The organism is Mycobacterium sp. E2699, from assembly GCF_001666745.1.
Classification (GTDB): domain Bacteria; phylum Actinomycetota; class Actinomycetes; order Mycobacteriales; family Mycobacteriaceae; genus Mycobacterium.
Map to the genome: position 1 here is coordinate 145,130 of NZ_LZJH01000147.1, position 17,129 is coordinate 162,258.

The following is a 17,129-nucleotide window of genomic DNA, read 5'->3' on the forward strand; positions in this document are numbered from 1 at the left end:
CGATTTGGTGCTAGAAGAGCTTGCGGGCCATCTTGAAGGCCCGCTCGGTGTAGGGCGGGTAGATCAAGCTGGACAGGTCCGGCCGGGTCGGCTTGGTCAGCACCGACTTGCGGTGGCTGAACTCCTCGAAGCCGTACTTGCCGTGGTAGGCGCCCATGCCCGAGGCGCCGACGCCGCCGAACGGCAGCTTGGCCGTCGACACCTGGAACGCGAGGTGATTGACCAGCATGCCGCCGGCGGGCACCTCCTTGATCACCCGCTCGCGGACGTCGCGCGACTTGGTGAACAGGTAGGCGGACAGCGGCTTGGGCCGCGAGTTGATGAAACGTATTGCGTCGTCCAGGGATTGAACGGTGATCACCGGCAGGATCGGGCCGAAGATCTCCTCTGTCATCAGCGGCTCGTCCGGAGCCGGATCGACGACGACGGTCGGGTGGATGCGCAGATCCGAGGCGCCGAAGCCGCCGCCGACCGCGACCTCACCCTTCGTCTCAGCCAGGTAACCGGTCAGCCGGTCGAACTGGCGTTGATTGACGATCCGCATCCCGTCCGGGTGGTCGGCTTCGTACTTGGAAATGGCGTCGGCGATCTTGCCGACCAGCTCGTCGCGGATCTTTGCGTCGGCCAGCACATAGTCGGGCGCGACGCACGTCTGTCCGGCGTTGAGCACTTTGATCCAGGCGATCCGCTTGGCCGCGACATCGACATCGGCGTCGGCGGCCACGATCACCGGGCTCTTGCCGCCGAGCTCCAGCGTGCACGGGGTCAGGTGCGGCGCCGCGCCCTGGTAGACCTTGCGGCCGATCTCGGTGCCGCCGGTGAACAGCAGGCGGTCCAGGCCCTGGGCGATGAGCTCCTGGCTGACCGAGCCGTCGCCCTCGACCACGGCGATCGCGTCGTTGTCGAGGTAGCGCGGCACCAGCTCGGCCATCAAGTGTGCGGAGGCCGCGGCGATCTCCGAGGGCTTGAGGATGACGGCGTTTCCGGCGGCGATCGCGCCGGCCGCCGGACCCAGCGTCAGGTAGAACGGGTAATTCCACGCGCCGATGATCAGCACGGTGCCATACGGCTCGTATTCCACCCAGCCGCGGCCGGGCAGCTGCGCCATCTCCAGCAATTGATAGCGCCGGCGCGTCCACCTGCGCACGTGCTTGGCCGCGTATTTCGCCTCACCGGCCGTGGTTGCGATGTCGGCGATGTACGCCTCGAAGGGCTTGCGGTCCAGGTCTTCGGCGAGCGCTGCCGTGATCGCGGCCTCGTTCTCCTCCATCAGCTTCGCCAGCTGAAGCAACTGGCGCCTGCGCCATTCGATATCGCGGGTGCGGCCGGAGGCGAACGTCTTGCGAAGCCGGGCCACCGTGGCGGGGATGTCGACCGGCTGGGCTGCCGCGCCGTTCGTGGATTCCTTGGATTCCGCGGTCTTCGGTGCAACCGATTCGGTGGTCATCGTTGTCCTTCCCGAGCAGAATTGCCCGCTGCAATGCGGGCGACCGCTCATCGGTGTTAACCGCGATCCTAACCATCCGGTTGGGGGAGCAATAGGAAGGATCCGCCCCGGCCAAACCCCCGGGCCCGACGACAGCTACTTGACGCAGGGGATGCTCGTCGCGGACATCTGGCTGAGGTCGGTCGGCGCCGGGGCGTGAGCGCCGGTGCCAGTGGCGGCAACCGCCGTCACCTGCCCGGATGACGAGCCGTCGACCGTAGCACCGGGATGGGCGAGGTAGTCATTTGCCGGAAAGCCCGTGCCCACCGTCAACCGAACGGTTCCCGCCGGCACGGTGTCCGCCGCGGTTGCGGGTACGCGCAGTTCCTCCGCCAGCATGCGTCCGCCCTCGTCGGCTCCCGACCCGTACTCGACGACGCTGTCAACCACCGGGGTCGTGGCAGTGGTCGCGCTCCCCCGGGTAAAGCCACGGACGCTCAACGCATCCTCGATCGCGGCGGCCAGTCCGTCGCGCGACGTGCCGTTCACGACGTCGAGCACCAGGGGTTGCGACAACGCGGGCGATGGTGGCGTGGTCGATGGCGCGGGTTCCGCGGCGCCCGGAGTGTCCGAGAAGAATCGGCCGTCAACGATCCGCCGGATGGCGGCAACGTCGACCAGGTTGACGTCGGACCCATTCGGGTCCCTGCCGAAACCGGAGATCGGCAGGGTGTAGAACGACATCGGCCTCCCGCTCAGTCGCGAGGCCCGCGCCGCAAAATCGACGAGATCCAACCCGGCGTCGACGGCGACGTTGTCGCGGGCCACCTCAAGCAGTTTTCGCAGGGCGCTCGGGCTTGACAGGGCACCGCCGTCCCGGGCGGCTTTCACCAACGACACGAGGAACGCCTGCTGTCGACGCGTCCGGTCGAAGTCCGTGAAAGAGCCGTCGTTTTCATCGCGCCGCTGCCGAACGAAGGCCATCGCCTGCGCCGCATCGATCCGCTGAACCCCTTGGTGGAAGTCGGCACCCGAATAGCCGTCCACCGTATCCCCACTGAGGCACACTGTGATCGGCTCGACGACCTTGGCAATCTGGAAGAATGCCCCCAGGGTGACCTCGACGAAATGGTCGAGCGAGATCCCCAATAGATCGGTCACGGTAGCGATTTCGGCCTTGCGGCCGGACTCGCGGGCGGACTGCTCGCGAGCCGCGAGGTCGGTCGCGCCCGGACCGTCCGAATGGCCGGCGGCCTGCGAGTCCAAAGACTGCTGATACGCCAGCCCGTATGCTTGCTTGACCTTGCCCTTGCAGACCGATCCTGGGCAGCCCGGCAGATCCACATAGTCGTCGCGAGGAATCGATACCGCGGTGACTGGCCCATCACCGCCCGAAATGTGCACGATGATCAACACATTCGCGTTGTAGCCGCCCGCGGTTTCGTCACCGGCATGCAGCGCGTCATACATCTCCTGCGGAAGCGGCCGCCCGTTTTGATCCAGGCGACTGTCCAGACCCATCAGCAGAATGTTCTGATCCACACCGGGCGGCGTCGCCGCATCCGGAAGGGCGTGGGAAATGATGATCCTGCCCAATGTCGTGTGGTAACCCGTCCAGCCGACACCGGTCACGGCCATCACGAAAGCCGAAGCGAGGCTGGCGATCAGCCGCCCTTTCAACACCACCACGCGGCGCGACGAACCAGATTCGTTGCTGCTCATAACGAGTCACCATTGTGACTGACCACCCGGGGATTTCGCGGTAACAGCAGCCGCGAGCCGTAGGGCGATTGCGGTAAGCAACGGTGCCGAGGCGAGCGCCGGCCTTATCAGGGTTTGGTGGCCGTCACAAAGCTGTTGGTGAACGGCCTGTCCTCCGACCGTGGCGCCCTTCCCAGCCGCAGCCCCTCCTCGCGGGCGCTCACCGCGCGCGTCGTCCAGCCGTGGGCGCCGAACCAGTCGGCGGGCTCGGGCCGGCCCTCGTCGTCGAACCAGAGGTCGAACGGGTTGAACGAGGTGTCCTGCCCGCGCGCTTCGCGCTTGGCCCGCAACTCCTGCCACCTCTGCTCCGCCTCGCGACGCTTCTCCCGGTCGACGCCGAAGATTTCCACCGCCACCCGGCTGCCCGATCCGCTCAGGGCGTCGATCGACGCGAACATGGCCTCCTGGGCACCCGCCGGCAGGAACGGCAGCAACCCCTCGGCCAGCCAGGCCGTCGGACGGGTCTCGTCGAAGCCGGCGTCGCGCAGCGCCCCGGGCCAATCGTGGCGGAGGTCCACCGGCACCGGGCGACGGTCGACGACAGGGGCCGCCCCGTGGGCGGCCAGGGTGTCGGCCTTGTACTCGAGCACCTTGGGTAGGTCGATCTCGTAGACGACGGTGCCGTCGGGCCAGTCCAGCCGGTAGGCGCGCGAGTCCAGGCCGGCCGCGAGGATCACCACCTGCCGGATCCCGGCCGCGACCGCCTCGGCGAAGTACGCGTCGAAGAAGTGGGTCCGCACGGCCTGGTAATCGATCATGTTCCGGGAGTCGACGGTGAAATCGGCGGCCTCGTCATCGGGTTCCGGGGTCCACCAGGCGGCAACCTGCTCCCGAACCCCCTCGAGTTCGGGAGTGGACACCAGCACCTCGGCGAACCGATCGGAGATCAGCGGCTCCGAGCCGGCCGTCTCGGCGGCCCGGGCTAGCGCGACCATCACCGCGGTCGCCCCGACGCTGGTGGCGATGTCCCAGGAATCGTCCGCGGTGCGCGGCATCTACAACCGTTCCGCGACGACGAAGTCGGAGAACGCGTCCTTGTCGTCGGCGAGCGGGACGTTCTCGACGAAGCGGCCCAGCCGGCGCATCGCATCGACCGAGTGCTCCGCCGTCGCGCGCCAGCCGTGCTGGTTGAGCCAGTCGGTGACGTCCGCGCGGTGGTCGTCCCGGTACATCAACTCGCCGACGTCGACGGTGTGCTCGATGCCGATCTCGTCGGCCACCCTCTTGAAGCGTTCCCGCATCTGCTGTCGCCGCTCGTCGGCGTGGTTGGGTGCGGTTTCGGCCGAGACCCGGCTTCCGGGCGGGCTCAGCTCGCCGATCAGGGTGAACAACCGGTCCTGGGCCTCGGCGGGCAGGTACATCAGCAACCCCTCGGCCAGCCACGCGGTGCGCTGGGTGGGGTCGAAGCCGGCGGCGCGCAGCGCGGCAGGCCAGTCCTGACGCAGGTCGATCGCCACCTCGCGCCGATCGGCCGAGGGCGTCACGCCGTTCTGCGCAAGAGTCGTGGACTTGTACGCCAGCACCTGGGGCTGGTCGATCTCGTAAACCGTCGTGCCGGCCGGCCAGTCCAGGCGGTAGGCGCGGGAATCGAGCCCCGACGCCAGGATGACGATCTGGCGGATTCCGTCGGCGACGGCGTCTTTGAAGAAGGTGTCGAAGAAGTGCGTCCGCACCGCCTGGTAGCCGCGCATGTGGTGGAGGTGGGCCGCGGAATCCTCGTCGAGGGCCTCCACCTTGGCAGCGATCTCGGGGTCGAGCATGGCCTCCCACAGGACGCCGGCGCCCGAGCTGGTGACAAGGAGCTTGGCGTACGGGTCGCGGATCAGCGCGTCGGGCCGTTCGGTTTCGACGGCGCGGGCCGCGGCGACCATGACCGCGGTGCTGCCGACGCTGGTCTTGATGTCCCAGGTGTCGTCGTGGGTGCGTAGTGAGCTCATCGCGTTTGCTCCTTGGATCAGTCAGCCGGTCCGCCGAGACGCGCCCGCAGCAAGGTGCTGCGGACCGCCTCGTCGGCCAGGTCGTCGGGAACCGGTCGGCCCAGTCGGGCCATCTCGTCGCGGTTGTCCACGCCGGCCACCCGCCAGCCGTGGTCGGCCAGCCACGCAACGGGGTCCGTGCGATCGGGCTCGTGATAGGTCAGCGCCTGGACGTTCACGTCCAGGCCGAGGCGTTCGCGCATGCGCAGCCAGCGCTGGGAGTTGCTGCGCGAGTTCATCCCGAACACCTCGACGGCAACCTGGCTGCCGGGCGCGCTGAGCGCGGTGAACATTTCGAAAAGCCGGTCCTGGGCGTCGCTCGGCAGGTACGGCAGCAGACCCTCGGCCAACCACGCCGTCGGCCGGGCGCGGTCGAATCCGGCGTCGGTCAGCGCCGCCGGCCAATCGTCGCGCAGATCGATCGGGACGGGGCGCCGGGTCGCTGCTGGCACCGCGCCATGCTGCTCCAGAATCCCGGTCTTGTACTCCAGCACCTTGGGCTGGTCGATCTCGTACACCGCGGTGCCCGGCGGCCACGTCAACCGGTAGGCCCGCGAATCGAGCCCGGCGGCCAGGACCACGACCTGGCGAATCCCGGCGGCGACCGCGCTCGCGAAATAGTCGTCGAAGTAGTGGGTCCGGACCGCCTGGTAGTCGATCCCCAGCCGGTGCGCGCGTTTCCCCTCCGGGTCGCCGTCCAGCCAGGCGAGCTCGGGGTCGGCCAGCCGTTCCCACGCCGGACCGGCCGACGACACCAACAGGCGAGCGAACTCGTCGTGGATCAGCGGATCGGCGCCGGCGGTCTCGACCGCGCGCGCCGCCGCGACGCCCAACGCCGTGGCGCCGACCAGCTCGGTGATGGCCCAGCTGTCGCCGGCGGTCCGCAATGAAGGTGGTAACGATGCATCTACATCAGTCATGACCCGACCATGCTACCGAATAAGTTAGTTAGCCTATGCGCTTTGTGCGCAACTTCACTGGGGTCGGATCGGCGACCGGCCGATCAGGGCGTGGGACGCCAGAGCGCGCCTTCCAAGAGCTGCCGCAGCATTCCGGTGACGGCCAACATCTCCTGGTAGCTGCGGACGTAACCGGAATAGAGACCCACTCCGCAGATCACCACGAGCAGCGTCTCGACCAAGGCCGACGGATCGATACCGGGGACGACCTCACCGCGCTCGATCGCATCGCTGACGACATGCATCAGGAATTCCCGACTGAGCCGGACGGAATCGTTGTCGGTTCTGTGCAATTCCGGGTGCCGCTGGAATTCCAGCACAGCGCTGATTAAGAACGCGGATCCGGCGGGATTTTCGGAATTGGCGCGCACCGCTGCGGAGATGAACGCCGTCAGCCTGCCCATCAGCGTGGTCTCGCGCTCCGCCTGTTTGATACCGGCGCCGATGACGAATTCGTTGGTTTCGTCCAGCACCGCCCGAAACAGCGCCCGCTTGCTGGAGAAGTAGTGGTTGATCGCGGGCCTGGTCAGGTCGGCGCGGGCGGCGATGGCCTGGAACGTCGCGCCGTCGTAGCCGCGCTCGCTGAACACCAGACGAGCGGCCTGGATGATCCGTTGCCGCGTCTCGTCGGCCTTGGCGGCAGGCGGGCGCCCGGGCCTGCGACCCGCCGTTTGCGACATTACTAAAGTGTGCCACCGCCACGGTGCGGCATTAAAGCATTTGGCGGAACGCTGCCGAACTTTCCGGCCTGGTAGTCCTGCAGTGCCTCGACCAATTCCGCGCGCGTGTTCATCACGAAAGGCCCATAGTGGAATACCGGTTCGCGAATCGGTTGCCCGCCGAGCAGCAGCACATCAATTCCCTCCCGGTGGGCCCCCACAGTGATCCGATCACCGGGTCCGAGGACAGCCAATTGCCCTGAGCGAATCGGGTGGGCGACGGGGCCGACGTACCCGCTCCCGGACAGCGCATATACCAGCGCATTGAAGTCGCGCCGCCACGGGATGTTGAGCCGGGCGCCAGTTTCAATTGTCGCGTGCGCCAACGTGATCGGCGTGTGGGTGATGCCCGGACCGCGGTGCCCGTCGATCTCGCCCGCGATGATGCGGAGCAGCGCTCCGCCGTCGTCCGACGCGAGCAGTGCTGCGTCGTCGCCTTCGATCGCCTGATACCGGGGCGGGGCGAATTTGTCCCGCTTCGGCAGATTCACCCAGAGCTGGATGCCGTGGAAGACGCCGCCGCTTTCCACCAGTTCGGCCGGCGGGGTTTCGATGTGCAGAATGCCCGATCCGGCCGTCATCCACTGCGTCGCGCCGTCGGTGATCAATCCCCCGCCGCCGTGGGAATCCTGGTGTGCGAATTTGCCGTCGATCATGTAAGTGACGGTTTCGAAGCCGCGGTGCGGATGCCAGTCGGTGCCCCGGGGCTCGCCGGGCTGGTACTCGACCTCGCCCATCTGGTCCATGTGCACAAACGGATCCAGCGCGGCGGTGCTGACCCCGGCGAACGCGCGGACCACCGGGAAGCCCTCACCCTCGTAGCCGCGCGGGCCGGTGGTGATCGATCGGACCGGCCGTTCGGTGTCGCCCGGACCTGCAGCGCCGACGCGCGGCAACGTGAGCGTGTTTGCGGTGATAGCCGGCATGTTTGCCCTCCTTCGACAAGTGCTGACCGCTATAACCGGACTCTGGTCCGATTATTCCGCGGGTTTCGGTCCGCCTAAGATGACGTGGTGCTTGGGGTCAGGTCGGCGCCGTGAGCGAACACACGGACGACGAACCCCGGCCCACGGAGTCCCAAGTGGCGCCGGTGGCCTCCGGACCCGCCGCCGGCGGACGATTCGGGGCCTCGATCCGCAAGTCGGGCTACCTGCAGAAGTGGTTGCTACTGGGCGTCACGATCGGTTTCATCGCCGGCCTGGGGGCCGTCGTCTTCTATTTCGTCCTCAAGTACACCGCCGAGTTCCTGCTGGGCTACCTGGCGGGCTACCACCTACCGACGCCGGTCGGTGAGGGCGGCAGCCACGGGTCGGCGGGCTTTCAGCGCCCGTGGGCGCTCCCGCTGGTGACGACGGGAGGCGCGTTGCTGTCGGCATTCATCGTGGCGAAACTGGCCCCGGAGGCCACCGGTCACGGGACCGACGAAGCCATCCAGGCGGTGCACGGTGATCCCCGCGCCATCCGCTTCCGGGCGGTGCTGGTGAAAATGGTGGCCAGCGCGCTGACCATCGGCTCGGGCGGTTCGGCCGGCCGCGAAGGCCCGACGGCGCAGATCTCCGCCGGCTTCTCCTCGCTGCTCACCCGGCGGCTGCACCTGTCCGACGAGGACGGCCGGACGGCGGTGGCGCTCGGCATCGGCGCGGGCATCGGCGCGATCTTCGCCGCGCCGCTGGGCGGCGCGGTCCTCGCAGCCTCGATCCCCTACCGCGACGATTTCGACTACCGCTTCCTGCTGCCCGGCTTCATCACCTCGGGGACGGCCTACGCGGTGCTCGGGGCGTTCCTGGGCTTCGATCCGCTGTTCGGCTACATCGACGCCGAGTACCGGTTCGAGAAATCCTGGCCGTTGCTGTGGTTCGTGGTGATCGGCCTTGCTGCGGCAGCCGTCGGCTACCTGTATGCCCGCACCTTCCACACCACGGTGCGGCTCGCCCATCGGCTGCCGGGCGGGCCGGTGCTGAAGCCGGCGCTGGGCGGACTCCTCGTCGGCCTGTTGGGCCTGGTGATTCCCCAGATCCTCAGCAGCGGCTACGGCTGGGCGCAGCTGGCCGCCGATCGCAGCTCGCTGATGGCGATCCCGATGTGGATCGTCGTCATCCTGCCGATCGCCAAGATCGTCGCCACGTCGTTGTCGATCGGCACCGGCGGCTCCGGGGGCCTGTTCGGCCCCGGGATCGTCATCGGCGCCTTCGTCGGTGCCGCGGTCTGGCGACTGGGCGAGCTGTCGGGCCTGCCCGGCGTGCCGCACGAACCGGGCATCTTCGTCGTCGTGGGGATGATGGCGTGCTTCGGCAGCGTCGCGCGCGCACCGCTGGCGATCATGATCATGGTCGCCGAGATGACCGGCTCGTTTTCGGTGGTGCCCGGAGCCATCCTGGCCGTCGGGATCGCAGCGCTGGTGATGTCGCGCACCAACGTCACCATTTACGAGGCACAGCGGCTGAACCGGTGGGCCGCGGCCGCCGAGCGCGCGCGTTAGGAGGTGCTGCGTGCGCTGCTCGCGGCGTCCCGTTCGGTGGACGAGCCCTCATGGGTCAGCTTGCCGCCCGCGCTCTCCAGGTGCGCCCGCACGAACCACTGGAACTTCTCCAGGTGCCCGGCCTGATCGATCAGCAGGTCCTGGGTGACCTTGTCGAGTTCCTCGGTCTCCTCGATGTATTTGCGGATGTCTTCGATGACGCCGGTGTAGACGAGGTCCAACGCGGCCAGGTGCGCCTGCACGCAGTCGCGGCCGACCGAATAGTCGTCCCACGTGCGGTCGTCCAGGATGGCGCCCGGCGTCCCCTGCGGCGATGCGCCCAGGGCCGCGATGCGCTCGGCGACGTCGTCGGCGAACCCGCGGACCGCATCGACCTGCGGGTCGATCATCTCGTGCACGCCAATGAAGTTGGGGCCCACCACGTTCCAGTGGATGTGCTTGAGCGTCAGGTGAAGGTCGTTGTAGGTGCTGAGTTGCTTTTGCAGCAATTCGGTAAGTCGCGCAGCCTGTTTGTCGGTCAGACCCGGAATGGTGAACTGCGTCATCGGTCCCTCCCCTGGTTCGCACACGGTCTTTTCGGTGGGTTACCCGGTGGCCGTTGCCGGAAACCCGGGCTAGAGCTCGCTGATGTGCTGCACCGGCAGCCGGGCGCCCCGCCGGGGCTCGTAGGCCAGTCCGCTGGCTTCGAGCAGCCGAACCACCCGGTGACGGTGCGGTCGCATCGGCTCGAGCAGTTCGAGCATCACCGCGTCGTCGACCGGGCGGCCCAGCAGGGTCCAGCCGATCATCTTCGGGATGTGGTAGTCGCCCACCGACACGGCGTCGGCGTCACCGAATGCGCGCTGCGCGGTTTCGGCGGCCGTCCACTCACCGACCCCCGGCAGGGACGTCAGCGCTTGGCGGGCCTGTTCGCCCGGCCGCGACACGAGCCGTTCCAGCGACGGCGCCCGCCGCGCACAGCTCACCACGGCCTGCGCTCGCCGCGGGTCCACGTTGGCGCGATGGAATTCCCATGACGGGATGTGCCGCCACACCTCGGCCGACGGCGGCACCCGCATCCCGGCCGGGGCCGGGCCGGGTGCCGGGGTGCCGTACTTCGAGACCAGCAGACGCCAGGACCGGAACGCGTCGGCGCCCGGGACCCGTTGCTCGATGATCGCCGGGATCAAGGCTTCCAGCACCCGTCCGGTGCGGCCCAGCCGCAGGTGTGGGACGCGCCGGTGGGCGGCGGCGACGGTAGGGTCGCGCGGCACGAAGTCCGAGGCGTCGTCGTGGGCGCCCAGCAGCGCCGGCAACATTTCGACGAACTCCTGCGCCCCGCCGCCCCACGCCACACAGTGGGCGGCGTTGGCGGCCGCGCGGGTGATCCGCGCCGTGACGGGACCGGTCGGCAGCAGGCTGGTTCGCCAGATGGATCCGTCGCCGGTGACCCGGAAGCACGGGTCCCGGGGCCCTCGGCGCAGGGGCGCCAGGGTGTGCCCGAAGCTGGCCGCCCCGGGGAACGTGACCGTGCGCGCGCTTTCCACGAGGTCCTCTCCAGACCGCCCTGATTGACCGTCAACCGTGTCCAAGACAATATTGCGATGTGGCAACGCCGTTCGATGACCCGCAGGGCGAACTGGCCTGGATGTTCCTGCAGAGTACGAGCGAGGGCGGGGACGTCGATGAGGGCTTCGCGCTGCTCAGCGACGACTTCACCTATTGGACCCTCGCCACGCGCAAGGCGTGCGACAAAGAGACCTTCCGGGCAGCGATCGAGCGGCGCAAACGGGACCTCGAGCTCACCATCGACATGGTGCGTTGCGTCAACGAGGGCGACACGGTGGTCGTGGAGGCGCAAGCCAGCGGCACCACCGTCAACGGCGCCGAATACGACAGCCCGTTCGTGTGCATTTTCGACACCCGCGATGGCCTGATCGTCTCGATGCGCCTATACAGCGACACCAGAGCGCACGAGGATGCGCTCCCGGGGTGGCTGCCCTACTGAGCCGAGACGCTGATCTCCGCCTTGTTGGGGTAGAAGGCGACGTGCCCCGCGATCGCCGCCACGGCCGGGTACGGCTGCTCGTACGTCCAGATCACATCGTCGACGGTGTCGCCGGCCGACGTGGTCAGGCTGTAGTAGCTGGCGTCCCCCTTGAACGGGCAGTGGGTGCTGGTGTCGGTGCGGGTCAGCCGGTCGCTCACCACGTCTGCCAGCGGAATATATTGCACCGCAGGCAAAGTCGCCTCACGCAACTCCAGGGCAGCGGTGGTGTCCGCTACGAGCTCGCCGTTGACACGGACCTGAACCCGGCCCTTCGTCGGCTCGATGGTGATCGGATGCCCGGCGCTGGGCTCCTTGATTTCCGGGTGGCTCATGAGTTCCTCCTCAGACACGGGTAAAGCGTGCAACAACGGCCCGGGCCCAACGCTTCCCGAGCCGCGGCCTAATCGGCCTGGGCGGCCTCGCCTTTGCGCGCGCCCTGCGCGTCCTTGAGTGCGACCCAGAACCGGGCCGCCTCGCGGATGGACTCCTCCACCGGGCGCGGCTGCCAGCCCAGCTCGCGAACCGCCTTGCCGTGGTCGACGGGGGCCTCGGCGCGCATCATCCGCACCGACTCGAGGCTGAGTTCGGCGTCCTCGCCGGTGATGCGCGCCCTGAGGCTGCCCACCGCCCCGAGCGCATAGAGCACCGGGACCGGAATGGACCGCCTCGGCGGCGGCACACCGGCCTCGTCCGCGGCGATCCGCACCACGTCGCTCAGCGCGATCATGCGCTCGGAGATCAGGTAACGCTCCCCGATGCGCCCGCGCTCGGCGGCGATGATCATGGCCCGGGCGGCATCGTCGACGCCCACGACTTCCAGTTCGATGCCGTCCATCAAGAACGGCAGCTTGCCGAACACGGCGCCGGCGATGAACGCGCCGTGCGGGGTGCGGCCCCAGTCCCCGGCGCCGTAGGTGGTCGAGACGCACATGGCGACAGCCGGCAGCCCGGCCTCGGCCACATACCGCATCACCAGATCTTCCGCCTGGACCCGAGATTGGACGTAGGCGGACACCCGGCGCGAGCCGATCCTGTCTTCCTCGGTCGCCACGTGCCCGCGCCGCCGGCCCACCGTCGCGTAGGTGCTGGTGAAGACGAACCTGCGCAGGCCGGGTTCTTTGACGGCGACGTCGAGGACGTTGCGCAGGCCTTCGACGTTGGTGCGGAACAGCGGCGCCGGGTCGCGCAGCCAGGCGCGGGTGTCGACGACGCAGTAGTAGACGTCGTCGACGCCGTCCATCGCCTCGCGCAACGTGGCGGTGTCGAAGACGTCGCCGCGAAAGCGGGTGAGCTCGAGGTCGTCGATGGCCCGCGTGTTGGCGGTCGGCCGCACCATCGCGCGGACCTCCGCCCCGTCGCCGACGAGCTGGCGGGTGACGTGCGAACCGAGAAAGCCGTTCGCGCCGATCACCAGCTTGGGATGCGTGCTCACTCGGCTCCTCCGTATTGCTGCATCCAGCGCGCGGCGTCCTCGTCGAGGGTGCCCAATGCCTGCGCCTTGCGGCACCATTTCATTCCCGCGCGCAGGAAGCGCAGCGGGTTGTAGATGTCTTCCTCGCGGCTCCACTGGCCGTCGCCGGCGTAGGTGATGATCGTGATGTTGGTGGCGCTGATGACGCTGCCGTCGCCGGGGTCACGCATCGGGTTGTCCAGTTCGAGGATCACCCGCCCGGTGGACTCGTCGATCACCGACCACAACGTCGGGAACGCGACCATGTGGCTGCCCGGGAAGGTGGTCATCGTCTGCCGGATCCAATCGCGCACCTCGTCGCGGCCATGCATGGTGCCCGCTGCGTGCTCGACGTACTCGACGTCGGGTGTGTACTGCTCGACCCAGGTGTCCCAGTCCCTCGTTTCTGCGGCCCGGGCAACCGTCGCCTCGAACTGCTCGAACGCGGAAGCCAGCTCGCTGCGGGAGAACGCCGGCGTAGTCATGCCGAAACTAGAACACGTTCTATTGACCTTTGTCGAGCGTCGGCTCACCGGGGTCCGGGCGGCCGCGTCCCCGGCCCTTCCGCAGAACGCGAAACTGCTGCGAGTTTTTCGCCGATTTTTGCAGCCGTTTCACGCTCGGCGCGCGAGGGCGACGGCTCTCACCAGCGACTCCGGTAGCCGCGCCGATTATGCGGGATAATCGGGCGGTGTAAGCGGACGGCAAGGAGGACGAGCATGGCGGCGTATGGCAAGGCGATTCTCGCGGGCGGCTGCTTCTGGGGCATGCAGGACCTGATCCGCAGGCAGCCCGGCGTGATCTCGACGCGGGTCGGGTACACGGGCGGCGACGTCCCCAACGCGACCTACCGCAACCACGGGACGCACGCCGAGGCCATCGAAATCGTCTACGACCCCGCGGCCACCGACTACCGCACGATGTTGGAGTTCTTCTTCCAGATCCACGATCCGACAACGAAAAACCGGCAGGGCAACGACCGGGGCACCAGCTACCGCTCGGCCATCTTCTACCTCGACGACGAGCAGAAGCGGATCGCGCTGGACACCATCGCCGACGTGGAGGCGTCGGGGCTGTGGCCCGGCAAGGTGGTGACCGAGGTCAGCCCCGCGGGTGATTTCTGGGAAGCCGAACCCGAGCACCAGGACTACCTGCAGCGCTACCCCAACGGGTACACCTGCCACTTCGTGCGTCCCGGTTGGAAGTTGCCGCGCCGCGCCGCCGCCGGCCAATAGCCAACGGCGAAACCGTTCCCGCGGGTGGTCCCGCTCCCACAGTGTGGACAACCACTGTGGTCGCGTCGAGATGCTGTCGGTCAGAACATCGACAACACGCCCCCACGAGCCCGAGAATCTAACGCAATAGGGATCGAGCGCCCGCACACGCGGGCGCTCGATCCATTCGGGTAAGCCACCACGAAGGGATCTTTGGCTCATGCCGTCGAAAAACACCGTCTGGGATGTCACGTACGATCTGCTGCGCACCTTGGGCTTGACGACGGTTTTCGGCAATCCGGGCTCGACCGAGCAGACGTTCTTGAAGAACTTTCCCGACGACTTCACGTACGTGCTCGGCCTCCAGGAGGCGTCGGTGCTGGCGATGGCGGACGGCTTCGCGCAGGCGACCGGCAAGCCGTCACTGGTGAATCTGCACACCGCTGCCGGCACCGGCAACGCGATGGGCAGCCTCATCGCGGCGTACAAGAGCAACACCCCGATGATCGTCACCGCCGGTCAGCAGACTCGCGAAATGGTCTTGTGCGAGCCGTATTTGACCAACACCAGCGAAACGCTGCTCCCGCTGCCATGGGTGAAGTGGGCGTACCAGCCGGCCCGCGCCGAGGACGTGCCGGCGGCGTTCATGCGCGCCTACACGGTCGCGGTGCAGCCGCCTGCCGGGCCGGTGTACCTGTCGATCCCCCTTGATGATTGGGACAAGCCGGCACTCGGGCCCGCGGTCGTCCGCACCGCCAGCCACCGTAGCGCGCCCGACGCGGCACGCCTCGGCGATTTCGCCGAGCGCATCAACCGGGCACACCGGCCGCTGGTGGTCATCGGCCCCGAAGTCGACCGCGCCGGCGGGTGGGACGCCGCCGTCGCGTTCGCCGAGCGAGTGCACGCTCCGGTGTATGCCAGTCCACTGCCCGACCGGCTGTCTTTCCCCGAGGACCACCCGCTGTATCAGGGCATGCTGCCGATGACGATCGCCGAGGTGAACGCGGTGCTGCGCGGCCACGACGTGGTCGTCGTCGTCGGCGCTCAGGTCTTCCGGTACTACCCGTACGTGGCCGGCGACTACCTGCCCGAGGGCACCGACTTGCTGCACATCACCGCGGACCCGTGGCTGGCTGGCGCCGCACCGGTGGGCGACAGCCTGCTGAGCGACACCTTGCTGGCCCTGCAGCAGCTCACCCCGCTGATCGAAGCCGGGTCGGGCCGGCCCACCCCCACCGCTCTGGACCGCAGCCCGGGCGCGGTGGAAGCCGCCACCGCCCCGTTCACCCCGGAGCAGGTGTACTCCGCGCTGAACACCGTGAAGCCGCCGGAGGCGGCGCTGGTCAACGAGTCGACGTCGACGATGGCCGAGCAGGCGCGCTGGTTGCCCACCGTGCGTTCGCACGCCTTCTTCGCCACCGGCAGCGGCGGTATCGGTTGGGGAGTGCCGGGCGCGGTCGGCGTCGCGCTGGGCGACCGGGTGGCCGGTCGCAGACGCGCCGTCGTGGCGACCATCGGCGACGGCTCGTTCCAGTACTCGATTCAGGCGATCTGGACCGCCGCGCAGCACAAGCTGCCGATCGTGTTCGTCGTGATGCGCAACGGCGAGTATGCGGTCCTGAAATCCTTTGCGCTGCTCGAGAAGACGCCGGGAGTCCCGGGCCTGGATCTGCCCGGCCTCGACATCGAATCGCTGGCGACGGGCTTCGGGTGCCGGGCCGTCACGGTGGCCGACACCGAACAACTGGTGAAGGAATTCAACGGCGCGCTCGGCGCCGACGGTCCCACGGTCATCGTGGTGCCCACCAAACCCCAACTGGCGCACCTGGGCTGAAGCAACGATGCGGGCCGCGGCTCAACGGTGCTGATCCCCTGACTCGGATTAGGCTGCCGCTATGGCAGCCGATTCCGCGGACGCACAACTCGCCGAACTCGGTGCGGCCCTGCTGTCGCGCGCCGACGAACTGGCCGACACCATGCTCGGGATCATGCGCCGCGACGTCGACTTTCACCGAACCGTCGCATTGGTGACCGACGACCAGCTGCGCGCGACGGTGCGCGACCATCTCGAGTTCATCCTTGGGGTTTTCGGTGAACCCGAAAGCGAATACGACACGGCCGCGGCCGCCGCCACGGGACGCGACCGCGCGGCCGCGGGCGTGCCGTTGCCCGCGGTCATGGATTCCTACCGCAAGTGCGCACGCTTCATCTGGGACGAACTGCGCGTCGAAGCGGTGCGGTCCGCAACGGTCAGCGACAGCGGCCTGGTGCATGCCGCCACGGCGATGTGGATGGCGCTGGATGAGTTCACTACCGCGATGGTGAGCGGATACCAGGAGGAAATGGGCCGCCAGCTTGTCCGCCGCCAACGGGAACGCTCGGCGATGGTGCAGGCGCTCATCGACGGCCGGCTGCCCGACAACCTGGACCTCTGGAATGCCGCCGACGCACTGAGGATTTCGCTGCGCGGGCCCTACGTCGTGGTGTGCGCCGAACTGGCCAGCATCGGACGCTCCGTGCTACCCGACATCGAGCACCGCCTCTCGGTACGGGGCATCTCGTCCACGTGGCGGTTGCAACCCGACATCGAGATCGGCATCCTGCATCTCGGTCCGCAGCCGACGCTCGATCCCGTGATCGAGGAACTCAGCGGATACCCGCCGACCCGAATCGGCATGAGCCCGCTGATCACCGACCTCGCGGAAACCGCCGGCGCGCTGCGATACGCGCGCATCGCGATGACGGGATGCCGTCCCGACCGTGCACCCGTCACCGTCTTCGACCGCGACGTGATGGCGGTGACGGCCGTGACCGACCCCGACGTGATGGGCCACATTTCGGCGACCGTCCTGGGCCCCCTCGACGACTTGCCCGACCACGACCGAGAGCTGCTGCTCGACACGCTGGAAGCATGGATCGACAACGGGGGTTCCACCGAGCGCGCGGCCCAGCAGCTCTACGTGCACCCCAACACGGTTCGCCAGAGACTGCGCAAACTCGAGCATCGGACGGGCCGTCTGCTGGCCGAACCCCGGGCCGCGGCGGAACTGTGTATCGCGCTGGAGACCGCCCGTCGCGCCCCGAAGCCGGCCCCCGGGCCGCGCGGCGCGCGCTGA

The 17,129-nt window shown here is 68.2% G+C and carries 17 protein-coding genes; 5 read left to right on the forward strand and 12 right to left on the reverse strand.

Going from position 1 to position 17,129, the window contains the following annotated elements; all coding sequences use genetic code 11:
* Nucleotides 1-10: 10 nt before the first annotated feature.
* The 7 genes from A5696_RS25930 to A5696_RS25960 all read right to left on the reverse strand — a co-directional run bounded on the left by A5696_RS25930 (nt 11) and on the right by A5696_RS25960 (nt 7,767).
* A complete protein-coding gene (locus A5696_RS25930) occupies nt 11-1,447 on the reverse strand; it encodes an aldehyde dehydrogenase family protein (RefSeq protein ID WP_067883940.1) in 1,437 nt (478 codons plus the stop codon).
* A 135-nt stretch (nt 1,448-1,582) separates the two neighbouring features.
* A complete protein-coding gene (locus tag A5696_RS25935; protein ID WP_067883941.1) occupies nt 1,583-3,148 on the reverse strand; it encodes an LCP family protein in 1,566 nt (521 codons plus the stop codon).
* A gap of 107 nt (nt 3,149-3,255) precedes the next feature.
* The gene (locus A5696_RS25940; RefSeq protein WP_067883943.1) at nt 3,256-4,182 is read right to left on the reverse strand and encodes a class I SAM-dependent methyltransferase; all 927 of its coding nucleotides are present in this window, start codon (nt 4,180-4,182) and stop codon (nt 3,256-3,258) included.
* A complete protein-coding gene (locus A5696_RS25945) occupies nt 4,183-5,124 on the reverse strand; it encodes a class I SAM-dependent methyltransferase (RefSeq protein WP_067883945.1) in 942 nt (313 codons plus the stop codon).
* Between the two features lie 17 nt (nt 5,125-5,141).
* Nucleotides 5,142-6,083 (reverse strand): class I SAM-dependent methyltransferase, encoded by a 942-nt coding sequence (locus A5696_RS25950; protein ID WP_067883947.1) that lies wholly within the window; start codon nt 6,081-6,083, stop codon nt 5,142-5,144.
* A gap of 83 nt (nt 6,084-6,166) precedes the next feature.
* Nucleotides 6,167-6,802: a TetR/AcrR family transcriptional regulator gene (locus A5696_RS25955; protein ID WP_067883949.1), complete on the reverse strand. Its 636-nt coding sequence runs from the start codon at nt 6,800-6,802 to the stop codon at nt 6,167-6,169.
* A 2-nt stretch (nt 6,803-6,804) separates the two neighbouring features.
* The gene (locus tag A5696_RS25960; protein WP_067883951.1) at nt 6,805-7,767 is read right to left on the reverse strand and encodes a pirin family protein; all 963 of its coding nucleotides are present in this window, start codon (nt 7,765-7,767) and stop codon (nt 6,805-6,807) included.
* A gap of 155 nt (nt 7,768-7,922) precedes the next feature.
* Here A5696_RS25960 and A5696_RS25965 point away from each other — a divergent pair, with 155 nt between their 5' ends.
* Entirely contained in the window at nt 7,923-9,320 is a 1,398-nt protein-coding gene (locus A5696_RS25965; protein WP_067884250.1) for a chloride channel protein, read from the forward strand.
* Here the strand turns inward: A5696_RS25965 and A5696_RS25970 are convergent.
* Nucleotides 9,317-9,865 carry a Dps family protein gene (locus A5696_RS25970; RefSeq protein WP_067883952.1) on the reverse strand — a complete coding sequence of 183 codons (549 nt, stop codon included), beginning with the start codon at nt 9,863-9,865 and terminating at the stop codon, nt 9,317-9,319. The genes A5696_RS25965 and A5696_RS25970 overlap by 4 nt on opposite strands.
* Before the next feature lie 69 nt (nt 9,866-9,934).
* Entirely contained in the window at nt 9,935-10,846 is a 912-nt protein-coding gene (locus tag A5696_RS25975; RefSeq protein ID WP_067883954.1) for a DNA-3-methyladenine glycosylase, read from the reverse strand.
* 59 nt (nt 10,847-10,905) lie between these two features.
* Between A5696_RS25975 and A5696_RS25980 the strand changes: the two genes are divergently transcribed.
* Complete coding sequence (locus A5696_RS25980; protein WP_067883955.1) at nt 10,906-11,307, forward strand: nuclear transport factor 2 family protein; 402 nt, start codon at nt 10,906-10,908, stop codon at nt 11,305-11,307.
* Here A5696_RS25980 and A5696_RS25985 read toward each other — a convergent pair.
* The 3 genes from A5696_RS25985 to A5696_RS25995 all read right to left on the reverse strand — a co-directional run bounded on the left by A5696_RS25985 (nt 11,301) and on the right by A5696_RS25995 (nt 13,284).
* Nucleotides 11,301-11,681, reverse strand: coding sequence for a DUF427 domain-containing protein (locus A5696_RS25985; RefSeq protein ID WP_067883957.1), 381 nt, complete (start codon nt 11,679-11,681; stop codon nt 11,301-11,303). The genes A5696_RS25980 and A5696_RS25985 overlap by 7 nt on opposite strands.
* 68 nt (nt 11,682-11,749) lie before the next feature.
* Nucleotides 11,750-12,781, reverse strand: a complete 1,032-nt coding sequence (locus tag A5696_RS25990) for an NAD-dependent epimerase/dehydratase family protein (RefSeq protein WP_067883959.1) — start codon at nt 12,779-12,781, stop codon at nt 11,750-11,752.
* Complete coding sequence (locus tag A5696_RS25995) at nt 12,778-13,284, reverse strand: nuclear transport factor 2 family protein (protein ID WP_067883961.1); 507 nt, start codon at nt 13,282-13,284, stop codon at nt 12,778-12,780. Before A5696_RS25995 ends, A5696_RS25990 begins: the two co-directional genes overlap by 4 nt.
* Nucleotides 13,285-13,518: 234 nt before the next feature.
* Between A5696_RS25995 and msrA the strand changes: the two genes are divergently transcribed.
* The 3 genes from msrA (at nt 13,519) to A5696_RS26010 (ending at nt 17,129) form a co-directional block, all read left to right on the forward strand.
* Nucleotides 13,519-14,034 (forward strand): peptide-methionine (S)-S-oxide reductase MsrA, encoded by a 516-nt coding sequence (gene msrA / locus A5696_RS26000; protein WP_067883962.1) that lies wholly within the window; start codon nt 13,519-13,521, stop codon nt 14,032-14,034.
* Nucleotides 14,035-14,233: 199 nt separating this feature from the next.
* Nucleotides 14,234-15,847 (forward strand): benzoylformate decarboxylase, encoded by a 1,614-nt coding sequence (gene mdlC, locus A5696_RS26005; RefSeq protein ID WP_067883964.1) that lies wholly within the window; start codon nt 14,234-14,236, stop codon nt 15,845-15,847.
* Nucleotides 15,848-15,908: 61 nt separating this feature from the next.
* Nucleotides 15,909-17,129, forward strand: coding sequence for a CdaR family transcriptional regulator (locus A5696_RS26010; RefSeq protein ID WP_067883965.1), 1,221 nt, complete (start codon nt 15,909-15,911; stop codon nt 17,127-17,129).

Bases quoted from the DNA above. Each gene is read 5' to 3' on its own strand.
- A5696_RS25930 (WP_067883940.1), bottom strand. From the start codon at position 1,447: ATGACCACCGAATCGGTTGCACCGAAGACCGCGGAATCCAAGGAATCC.
- A5696_RS25935 (WP_067883941.1), bottom strand. From the start codon at position 3,148: ATGAGCAGCAACGAATCTGGTTCGTCGCGCCGCGTGGTGGTGTTGAAA.
- A5696_RS25940 (WP_067883943.1), bottom strand. From the start codon at position 4,182: ATGCCGCGCACCGCGGACGATTCCTGGGACATCGCCACCAGCGTCGGG.
- A5696_RS25945 (WP_067883945.1), bottom strand. From the start codon at position 5,124: ATGAGCTCACTACGCACCCACGACGACACCTGGGACATCAAGACCAGC.
- A5696_RS25950 (WP_067883947.1), bottom strand. From the start codon at position 6,083: ATGACTGATGTAGATGCATCGTTACCACCTTCATTGCGGACCGCCGGC.
- A5696_RS25955 (WP_067883949.1), bottom strand. From the start codon at position 6,802: ATGTCGCAAACGGCGGGTCGCAGGCCCGGGCGCCCGCCTGCCGCCAAG.
- A5696_RS25960 (WP_067883951.1), bottom strand. From the start codon at position 7,767: ATGCCGGCTATCACCGCAAACACGCTCACGTTGCCGCGCGTCGGCGCT.
- A5696_RS25970 (WP_067883952.1), bottom strand. From the start codon at position 9,865: ATGACGCAGTTCACCATTCCGGGTCTGACCGACAAACAGGCTGCGCGA.
- A5696_RS25985 (WP_067883957.1), bottom strand. From the start codon at position 11,681: ATGAGCCACCCGGAAATCAAGGAGCCCAGCGCCGGGCATCCGATCACC.
- A5696_RS25995 (WP_067883961.1), bottom strand. From the start codon at position 13,284: ATGACTACGCCGGCGTTCTCCCGCAGCGAGCTGGCTTCCGCGTTCGAG.
- msrA (WP_067883962.1), top strand. From the start codon at position 13,519: ATGGCGGCGTATGGCAAGGCGATTCTCGCGGGCGGCTGCTTCTGGGGC.
- mdlC (WP_067883964.1), top strand. From the start codon at position 14,234: ATGCCGTCGAAAAACACCGTCTGGGATGTCACGTACGATCTGCTGCGC.
- A5696_RS26010 (WP_067883965.1), top strand. From the start codon at position 15,909: ATGGCAGCCGATTCCGCGGACGCACAACTCGCCGAACTCGGTGCGGCC.